Source organism: Intrasporangium sp. (assembly GCF_036566125.1).
GTDB lineage: Bacteria > Actinomycetota > Actinomycetes > Actinomycetales > Dermatophilaceae > Intrasporangium.
In genome coordinates this window covers 1-6,565 of record NZ_DATCWX010000248.1, presented here as the reverse complement: position 1 = coordinate 6,565, position 6,565 = coordinate 1, and the positions used below count along the sequence as shown (strand labels likewise).

Sequence of the window (6,565 nt, the reverse complement as noted above, 5' to 3'; positions counted from 1 at the left end):
TGGCTGGCGACACGGGCGACTCGGCGGAGACAGAGGCACTCCTGCCGCTCCTCGGCGTGGGCGAGTCTGAGCGGTCTCGGGTCAGGGCCATCGTGGACGACCTGTGGACCCGGGCCCTGCTCTGGCGCGCGGCGGATGGGGTGCACGTCGTCCGCACGGTCCCGGAGGTGCTCGGTCAGTCCGTGGCAGGGCTTGGCGTGCCCTACCGGGAGCTGCGTCCCGCGGCGCCCGGGTCCGCTGTCCCGACCGTGTCGCAGATCCGGTCGGCCATCGAGGACGCGCCGGAGACGGCCCGCGCCATCCTCGACCGGCTGGCCTGGGGTCCGCCCGTGGGCGTCATGCCCTCCGGGCCTGCTGGAACAACGGCAGGGCACTGGCTTCTCGAGCGTCGGCTGCTCGTGCCGCTCGGCAGCGACCGGGTCGCCCTGCCGCGCGAGGTCGCGCTCGTGCTGCGGGGCGGCCGGCTCCACCGGACCTCCCGGCTCCGCCCCCCGGATCTCAAGGGGCGAGACGTCTCTGCTCGCGTGGTGGACGCCGTCGCGGGCGGCGCCGCCAACGACCTGCTCTCCCGGATCGACGAGCTGGCGTCAGCGTGGGGCGCGGAGCCGCCGCGCGTCCTGCGCGCCGGTGGGCTGTCCGTTCGCGACCTCAAGGCGACCCAGCGGGTGCTCGACGTGGAGCCGGAGCGGGCGGCCTTCGTCATCGAGGTGTCGTATGCCGCTGGGCTCGTCGGCGACGACGGTGAGATCGTGCCCGTGTGGGCTCCCACACCCGAGTTGGACGAGTGGTCGGCCAGCGAGGCGGGCAACCGTTGGGCGATCGTCGCCCGCGCCTGGTTGACCTCCACCCGAGCTGCGCACCTCGTCGGTGGGCGGGTCGGGGACTCGCCGGCGAACGCCCTCGGCCCGGACGTCCAGTGGCCGGCAATCCGCGGGATCCGCCGTGAGGTGCTCGCTGAGCTCACCACGCTCGAGCCGGGCACGGCGGCCGACCCACACTCGATCCGCGAGCGGCTCGGCTGGCGGCGCCCCCTGCGGCCTGCAGGCCCGCTGTCCGATGCCATCGACGCGGTCCTGCGGGAGGCCGAGTGGCTCGGGGTCACCGGCCGCGGGGCCATCTCCTCCCCGGGACGCGCACTCGTGGGGATCACCGATCAGTCGAGTGCGCAGACCGCGCCGGCCCGTGATCGACCCGACGAGGTCGCCACCGCGATGACGCAGCACCTGCCCCAGCCGGTCGACCACATCCTCGTCCAGGCCGACCTCACTGCCGTGGCACCGGGCCCGCTGGAGGGCGCGCTCGCGTCGTTCATGCGCCTTGCCTCCGAGATCGAGTCCAGGGGCGGCGCCACGGTCCACCGCTTCACGCACGACTCGATCCGTCGCGCGCTCGATGCCGGCTGGACCGCGGCGGACGTGCTGGACACCATCCGACGATCGAGCCGCACCCCGCTTCCCCAGCCCCTCGAGTACCTCGTGACGGACGTCGCGCGGAAGCACGGCGTGACCCGGGTAGGAAACTCAGCGGCATACGTCCGCTCTGACGATGAGGCGGTGCTGGACGCGATGCTCGCCACCCGGGACCTCGCCCCGCTCCGACTCCGGCGCATCGCGCCCACGGTTCTCGTCTCGTCCGGCGACCCCGGCATGCTCGTCGAGCTGTTGCGGGAGCACGGCTTCGCACCGGTTCTCGAGGGGCAGGACGGTGGCGTCGTGCTGACAGGGCCCGAGCAACGCCGGGCCCGCCGCAGGCGCAGGGTGACCCCTCCGACGACCTCGCCGGTGGACGAGGCCAGCACGACCGCACTCGTTGCGGGGCTGCGCGCCGCGGAGGCAAGCGCAGATGAACGGCGGGCGGAGGAGGCGTCGCGGCCGGGCCCGGCCATCCCGACGACCGACCCCGTTGTCACGCTGGCGCTGCTGCGGGAGGCGATGGCGGACGGCCACGGCGTATGGATCGGTGTCACCGACCGGCTCGGTGCGACGACGCGGCACCTGATCCACCCCAGGCGGGTCGACGGTGGACGGGTGCACGCGACCGACGAGGCGGGTCGGGAGAGATCCTGGTCCGTGCACCGGATCGCCGGTGCCACGGTCGACACCCCCTGACGCTCCTTCTTTCAATCGAGTGAACAAGAATCGGGGCGCAATTCTGGTTCACTCGATCGGGGTTCTGGATCAGCCGGCGAGGGCGCGGACGACGTTGGACGGGCTGGGGCGCCCGAGCTGCTGGGCCATCCAGAGGCTGGTCTCGACGAGCTTCTCGAGGTCGACGCCGGTCTCGACGCCGGCCCCGGTGAGGGCCCAGACGAGGTCCTCGGTCGCGAGGTTGCCCGTGGCCGACTTGGCGTAGGGGCACCCGCCGAGTCCGCCGGTGGACGCGTCGACGACGGACACCCCGTCGCGCAGCGCGGCCATGGTGTTGGCCAGGGCCTGGCCGTAGGTGTCGTGGAAATGCACGGCGACCCGATCAGTGCCGATTCCCTTGCGGCCCAAAGCCTCCAGCAGGCGATGAACGTGGCCGGTCGTGCCGACGCCGATCGTGTCGCCGAGGCTGAGCTCGGCGCAGCCGAGGTCCATGAGGCGCTCGGCGACCTCGACGACCTGGTCGACCGGGACGGGTCCCTCCCACGGGTCGCCGAAGCACATCGAGACGTAGGCGCGCACCCACATCCCGTCGGCCAGCGCGCGCTTCACCACCGGCTCGAACATCGCGTACTGCTCCGTGACGGAGCGGTTGAGGTTCCGCTGGGCGAACGTCTCCGTCGCGGACCCGAAGATGGCGATGGCCTGCAGGCCCAGCTCCTCCGCCCTGTCAAGGCCCCGCTCGTTGGGCACGAGCGCCGGACGTCGTCGACCGGTCGCGTCACCACCGGCAGCCCCGAGCCCTGCGAGCACCTCTTCGGCGTCACCCATCTGCGGCACCCACTTCGCGGGCACGAACGAGGTTGTCTCGATCGTCCTCAGGCCAGCCGCCTCGAGGCGCCGGATGAACTCGACCTTGGTCCCGGCCGGCACGACGGTCTTCTCGTTCTGCAGCCCGTCGCGGGGACCGACCTCGTAGATCGTGACGGACGCCGGCAGCCCCGTCGCCGGCTCCACCTGGGGGGTTCGCATGCGTCCATACTGTCAGGCGTGCGGGAACACCAGGTCTGCCCCAGCGGTTGGACGACTCGATGAACAACCCACCCGACGGACCGCTGATCGTCCAGAGCGACAAGACCCTGCTCCTCGAGGTCGACCACCCCCGCGCCGAGCAGGCCCGACGGGCGATCGCCCCGTTCGCGGAGCTGGAGCGATCGCCCGAGCACGTCCACACCTACCGGATCACCCCGCTCGGCCTGTGGAACGCGCGCGCCGCGGGCCATGACGCCGAACAGGTCGTCGACGCGCTCATCACCCACTCGCGTTATGCCGTCCCGCACGCCCTCCTGATCGACGTCGCCGACACGATGGACCGCTATGGACGGCTCACCCTCGAGAAGGAGGGGTTCGCCGACTCCCCCGAAGGAACCCGGCTCGTCCTGCGCAGCACCGACCGTCCGGTCCTCGAGGAGATCCTGCGGCACAAGAAGATCAAGCCCCTGACCGGCGAGCGCATCGACGACCTCGCCGTCGTCGTCCACCCCAGCGAGCGTGGCACGCTCAAGCAGGAGCTGCTCAAGGTCGGCTGGCCCGCGGAGGACCTGGCCGGCTACGTCGACGGGGAGACCCATCCCATCGCCCTGGAGGACGACGGCTGGCACCTGCGGCCCTACCAGGAACAGGCCGTCGACGGCTTCTGGCACGGCGGCTCCGGCGTCGTCGTCCTTCCGTGCGGGGCGGGCAAGACCCTCGTCGGCGCTGGGGCCATGGCCCAGGCCAAAGCGACCACTCTGATCCTGGTCACCAACACCGTCTCCGCCAGGCAGTGGAAGGACGAGCTGGTTCGGCGCACCACGTTGACCGAGGACGAGATCGGTGAGTACTCCGGCGCCCGCAAGGAGATCCGCCCGGTCACCATCGCCACCTACCAGGTCCTGACGACCCGCCGGAAGGGCACGTACACCCACCTCGACCTGCTCGACGCTCGCGACTGGGGCCTCATCGTCTACGACGAGGTGCACCTGCTCCCGGCGCCGATCTTCCGCATGACGGCGGACCTCCAGGCCCGTCGCAGGCTCGGTCTCACCGCGACCCTCGTCCGAGAGGACGGCCGCGAGGCGGACGTGTTCAGCCTCATCGGCCCGAAGCGCTTCGACGCGCCCTGGAAGGACATCGAAGCCCAGGGCTATATCGCGCCCGCCGACTGCGTGGAGGTCCGCGTCACCCTCCCCGACTCCCTCCGGCTTGCCTACGCGACCGCGGAGCCGGACGACCGCTACCGGCTGGCGAGCTGCGCCGAGGTGAAGCTCGACGTCGTCGAGAAGCTGGCCCAGCGGCATACGGCCGAGCCCACGCTCATCATCGGGCAGTACCTCGACCAGCTCCACGAGGTGGCCGAGCGCCTCGGCGCCGACCTGATCACCGGGGAGACCACCGTCAAGGAGCGGCAACGGCTCTACGACGCGTTCCGCAAGGGCGAGGTCACCCAGCTGGTCGTGTCCAAGGTCGCCAACTTCTCAATCGACCTGCCCGAGGCGAGCGTCGCGATCCAGATCAGCGGGACGTTCGGCAGCCGTCAGGAGGAGGCCCAGCGGCTCGGACGGGTGCTGCGGCCCAAGGGGGACGGCCGGACCGCGCACTTCTACACCGTCGTCTCGCGGGACACCGTCGACGCGGACTTCGCGGCGCACCGCCAACGGTTCCTGGCGGAGCAGGGGTACTCCTACCGCATCGTCGACGCCGCCGACCTCGACTGAGGCCGAGGGCCCGCGCGACGGGAGTCCTGCGCTCGAGCCCGGATGGGTGACACAGGAAGCTCACAGAGTGGCCACACCCCTCGCTCAACCTCACGGTGTGTCATCGAGTGAGCAGATCAACCGAGGAGAAGCCATGACGCTCGCACCGCACGACTCGCAGCAGCCGAACCAGACCCAGCAACTGCCTGACACGAGCAGGACGCAGGAGATCCCCGCGGCCGGCGTGCCCACCGCGCCGCCCCCGCCACCCGCTCCGTCCTACCCGGCCGACCAGCCGTCTGGCGCCCCGTCGCCGCGCAGGGGCCGAGGCCTGGCCCAGACCGCTGGAGTCGCGATCATCGCTGCCGTGCTCGCCAGCGGCGGGACGTATGCGCTCACGCAGGCGAACGAGTCGGGCACCCCGGCGGCGACCCAGCAGGCCAGCCAGAACGGGACGTCCCCGACCGTCATCCAGGGCAACTCCGCAGCGCCTGACTGGTCGGCGGTGGCCAAGGCGGTGTCGCCCAGCGTCGTCAGCATCCAGCTCGCCAACGGCGCGGGCTCGGGGGTCATCCTCGACAAGTCCGGCCACATCGTCACCAACAACCACGTGGTCCAGGCCGGTGGCGGTGGCAACGGCAACGGCAACGGCGGGATCCAGGTCACCCTCGCCGACGGCCGGACCTACGCGGCAACCGTCGTCGGCACCGACCCGTCGACCGACCTCGCGGTCATCAAGCTCTCCGCCGCGCCGAGCGACCTCACCCCGATCTCGCTGGGCAACTCCGACACGATCGCGGTCGGTGACCCGACCATGGCGATCGGCAACCCGCTCGGGCTCTCCGGCACGGTGACGACGGGCATCGTCAGCGCCATCGACCGCCCGGTGTCCACGGGCTCGGAGAACGACTCCCCCTTCGGCCAGAGCTCGGCCGAGCCGGTCGTTACCAACGCGATCCAGACATCGGCCGCGATCAACCCCGGCAACTCCGGCGGCGCCCTCGTCAACGCCAAGGGCGAGCTCATCGGCATCAACAGCTCCATCGCCCAGCTCGGCAGCGGGACCGGCGGACAGTCCGGCAACATCGGCATCGGTTTCGCCATCCCGGTCAACGAGGCGAAGTCGATCGCCGACCAGCTGATCGCGCACGGCACGGCCGAGCACGCCTTCCTCGGGGTCAGCGCCCGTGACACGGTGACCCAGGACGGTGCTGCCAAGCGCGCCGGCGCCGAGATCGCCGCGGTGTCCAACAGCGCGCCGGCCCAGCAGGCCGGGATCAAGCAGGGCGACATCGTCGTCGCCATCGACGGTGAGTCGGTCGACTCGTCCACCGCGCTCGTCGCCCAGATCCGCGAGCGCAAGGCCGGCGAGAAGGTGACCCTCACGGTCATCCGTGACGGCAAGCGCCAGGACGTCTCCGTGACGCTGGCGGCGCGGCCGTCCTCGTCCAGCTGATCGATTCCGGCTGAGCAGGTTGGGGAGTCCCGTCGAGCGCGGGGCTCCCCAGCTCTTTGCGTATGCCGCTGAGTCGGCTCCCGCGGTCACCGGCCGTCCGTGGCCACCACAGTCATCAGGCCCGGGTCGGCAAGATCGTTGCCCTTCGCCCCGTCGTCGTCGACGGCTGGATCTGGCTCGCCGTCATGGCGGCCGCCAACGCGGTGCTCGGGGTCGCCGTGTACCTGCGGTGGTTGCGGCCGGTCGTGACGACGGCCGAGGTGACCGGTGCCCCTGAACCCACCGAAACC

At 71.4% G+C, this 6,565-nt stretch carries 4 protein-coding genes and 1 pseudogene; 4 read left to right on the top strand and 1 reads right to left on the bottom strand.

The annotated features are described in order from the left end of the window. Window positions 1-2,108 (top strand): helicase-associated domain-containing protein (locus VIR15_RS15180; protein WP_331929187.1); only part of this gene is annotated, 2,108 nt, incomplete at its 5' end. Between the two features lie 69 nt (window positions 2,109-2,177). On the opposite strand, the gene VIR15_RS15175 is transcribed toward VIR15_RS15180, so the two are convergent. Next, window positions 2,178-3,116: a hydroxymethylglutaryl-CoA lyase gene (locus VIR15_RS15175; protein ID WP_331929184.1), complete on the bottom strand. Its 939-nt coding sequence runs from the start codon at window positions 3,114-3,116 to the stop codon at window positions 2,178-2,180. 59 nt (window positions 3,117-3,175) lie between these two features. Here VIR15_RS15175 and VIR15_RS15170 point away from each other — a divergent pair, with 59 nt between their 5' ends. The 3 genes and pseudogenes from VIR15_RS15170 to VIR15_RS15160 form a co-directional block, all read left to right on the top strand. Beyond that, window positions 3,176-4,840, top strand: coding sequence for a DNA repair helicase XPB (locus VIR15_RS15170; RefSeq protein WP_331929182.1), 1,665 nt, complete (start codon window positions 3,176-3,178; stop codon window positions 4,838-4,840). A gap of 133 nt (window positions 4,841-4,973) precedes the next feature. After that, window positions 4,974-6,275: a S1C family serine protease gene (locus VIR15_RS15165; RefSeq protein WP_331929179.1), complete on the top strand. Its 1,302-nt coding sequence runs from the start codon at window positions 4,974-4,976 to the stop codon at window positions 6,273-6,275. Window positions 6,276-6,337: 62 nt separating this feature from the next. Next, window positions 6,338-6,565: pseudogene (locus tag VIR15_RS15160) on the top strand (hypothetical protein); the annotation flags it as partial.

Bases quoted from the DNA above. Each gene is read 5' to 3' on its own strand.
- VIR15_RS15165 (WP_331929179.1), top strand. From the start codon at position 4,974: ATGACGCTCGCACCGCACGACTCGCAGCAGCCGAACCAGACCCAGCAA.
- VIR15_RS15170 (WP_331929182.1), top strand. From the start codon at position 3,176: ATGAACAACCCACCCGACGGACCGCTGATCGTCCAGAGCGACAAGACC.
- VIR15_RS15175 (WP_331929184.1), bottom strand. From the start codon at position 3,116: ATGCGAACCCCCCAGGTGGAGCCGGCGACGGGGCTGCCGGCGTCCGTC.